Annotated in this window: 3 protein-coding genes; all 3 read left to right on the top strand. The window is 42.4% G+C overall.

What is annotated here, in order from left to right; all coding sequences use genetic code 11:
- Positions 1-987: NAD-dependent DNA ligase LigA (gene ligA / locus B7C60_RS19315; RefSeq protein ID WP_245869430.1), on the top strand; the 987-nt coding region annotated here is incomplete at its 5' end.
- Positions 988-1,461: 474 nt separating this feature from the next.
- On the top strand, positions 1,462-2,541 hold the full coding sequence (locus B7C60_RS13335; protein WP_099612090.1) for a porin: 1,080 nt from the start codon (positions 1,462-1,464) through the stop codon (positions 2,539-2,541).
- Between the two features lie 68 nt (positions 2,542-2,609).
- A partial coding sequence (locus B7C60_RS17245) for a DUF2057 family protein (RefSeq protein ID WP_216639324.1) occupies positions 2,610-2,841 on the top strand: 232 nt, incomplete at its 3' end.

A 2,841-nucleotide genomic window follows, 5' to 3' on the forward strand; every position in this document is an offset into this window, starting at 1 on the left:
AAACTTGAGCCGATATTTGTCGGTGGTGTGACCGTGAGTAATGCCACTTTGCATAATGCCGATGAAATTGAGCGATTAGGGGTCATGGTTGGCGATACGGTGATTATTCGTCGTGCCGGCGATGTGATTCCACAAATCGTTGCGGTAGTGCTCGAGTTAAGGACTGATGAAGCGAGAGCAATATCTTTTCCCACGCATTGTCCCGTTTGCCATTCTGATATTGAACGAGTGCAAGGTGAAGCCGTTGCCCGTTGTACTGGTGGGTTAGTTTGCCGCGCACAACGTAAAGAATCATTGAAGCATTTTGTCTCGCGTAAAGCGATGGATGTTGATGGGCTCGGTGATAAAGTTATTGAGCAGTTAGTCGAACGCGATATGGTATTGACGCCCGCTGATCTATTTAAACTCCGAGCAGGCGAGTTAACTGTTCTGGAGCGGATGGGGCCTAAATCTGCACAAAATATTACTCAGGCGCTAGAAAAAGCAAAACAAACCACATTACCTCGTTTTTTATATGCGCTTGGCATTCGTGAAGTGGGGGAAGCGACAGCGATGAACCTTGCCCAGCATTTCTACAACTTAGAAGCCATTATGCACGCTTCAGTCGATCAATTAATTAAAGTGCAAGATGTTGGCATGGTAGTAGCTAGCCATATTCGAGCGTTCTTTAGTCAAGAAAATAATCAACGGGTGGTTGAAGAGCTACTTGCATTAGGGGTTCATTGGCCAATCATCGAGCCGAAAAGTGATGGACAACCACAGCCACTAGCCGGAAAGACAGTCGTATTAACGGGATCGTTATCACAACTATCACGCAGTGAAGCCAAGGCTGCGTTGCAATCGTTAGGGGCGAAAGTGACGGGCAGCGTTTCTAAAAATACTGATATTCTATTTGCAGGAGAAGCTGCCGGTTCAAAACTACTGAAAGCGCAAGAGTTAGGGATTGAAATCTTAGCGGAACAAGATTTAATCAATCTGATCCAATAACGATAATTTCATAGTAATAGAAACCCTCAGTTGCTCTACTGAGGGTTTTTTATGTTTTTAAAATAACTTAGTTGTTCATGGGCAATTTGTCTGCAATTAACAATTCATGCTTGAGTTTTTTGTCACCTTGTTTTTTCTATCGATGCGATCGACTTCAATTAATTCATTTTAAATTGACTTTAAATAATTGATATTTAATGTGATTATTTTGTTTTTGTCTGGTTGTCTAAATAATTAGATCTTGATCACTTACTGGTCCAAAGTTTGCCGTCGGTCATATTTTTTTAGTTAAAAATTAAGTTCTGATTGATGTTTTATCTGCGGCAGTTAGTCTTAAGGCATGGATACACCAAGGTGTATACAAACAGCGATGAGACTCTTTAAGGGGTGCTCATACAGCAAAAGTTTTCTCCCTTCGGCGGCCAACTTTGGGGAGAAAAATAAAACAGCTATCTTTATTTTTAGGAGTTTTCCATGGACAAAATGTTTAAACGTACTCTATTAGGTGCGGCCGTTGCTACTCTGTTGTCTTCTGGTGCAGCATTTAGCGTTTCGGCAGCAGAATCCGCAAACTATGAAGTTTATGGGGTAATCGCACTGCAAGCAGCTTATCGTGACTATGATGCGGGCAGTAAAGAAGCAGATGATAAATTAGGTGGTACTCAGTTTAACAACGAATCTCGTCTTGGTTTCCGTGGTGAGAAAGATTTCAAAAATATTGAATCTACTTTTATTTGGCAAATCGAAGCGGGCTATGTAGACCCATCCTTTGCTGATCCAGGTTCAGAATGGGGTACTCGTGATACCTTTGTTGGCTTTAAACATGACAGCTACGGTACTGTTCGTTTAGGTCGCGTTTTATCACCACTATATGAGTTGGTTGACTGGCCAGCCTCTAACCCAGGTTTGGGCGATGTCTATGACTGGGGTGGTGCGATTGGTGGTACTAAACACCAAGATCGCGCTTCAAACACCATTCGTTGGGATACACCAACATTTGCTGACAGCCTATCTATGAACTTAGCTTACGGCGTAGCAGGTAAAGATGGTGCACAAAAAGGTGAAGGTAAAGACTACTGGATGGGTGCGGCAGCACACTACAAACTTTCCGTTTTCCAATTTGATTTAGCCTATGAAGGTAACCGTGACGTAGCCAAAGAAGGTACTGAATGGGATAACGATGCTTACCTATTTGGTGTACAAGGTTGGTTTGATAATGGGCTTTCTTTCTACGCTCAATATAAGATGATGGAAGCGAAACCTTCTGTTGGCGATAAAGAAAAGCAAAATGCCTACTCTGCGGGTGTTGCTTATACAACGGGTGACTGGCAGTTCAAGCTGGGTTATGCGAAAAATGATGAGCTTAAAGTGGGCGGCGATAAGCTAAAAGGTTCGGATGATGATGTATTATCAGTACAAGCGCTATACTTTGTTGACCCATCAGCGGTGCTGTATGCTCGTGCTCGTACCTTAGATTTTGGTAAAGCTTATAATGGTCGTTGGAAATCAGCCGATTATGATGAGTATTCAGTGGGTGTAGAGTATTACTTCTAAGCAAAGCGTAAATTTTTATTATAGAGTATGGCGAGCTTAGGCTCGCCATTTTATTTGAAGGAGAGATTATGAAATTACTTCCTATTAGCTTGCTGGCATCGTTGCTCTCTGTTTCGTTGGGAAGTTATGCCGACATTAATGTTACGTTTGATCGCGATATTCAATTGTTGGCTGTCAATGGTGAATCGGAAGGGTTTACTTTTGGACACCGTTCAGAGCTGACACTAGAATCGGGAGTACATCAACTACTGGTTCGTGCGGAACGAGTCGTGCAAATGTCGGGTAAAAAAAATAAATACA

The organism is Vibrio fujianensis, assembly GCF_002749895.1.
GTDB classification, from domain to species: Bacteria; Pseudomonadota; Gammaproteobacteria; order Enterobacterales; family Vibrionaceae; genus Vibrio; species Vibrio fujianensis.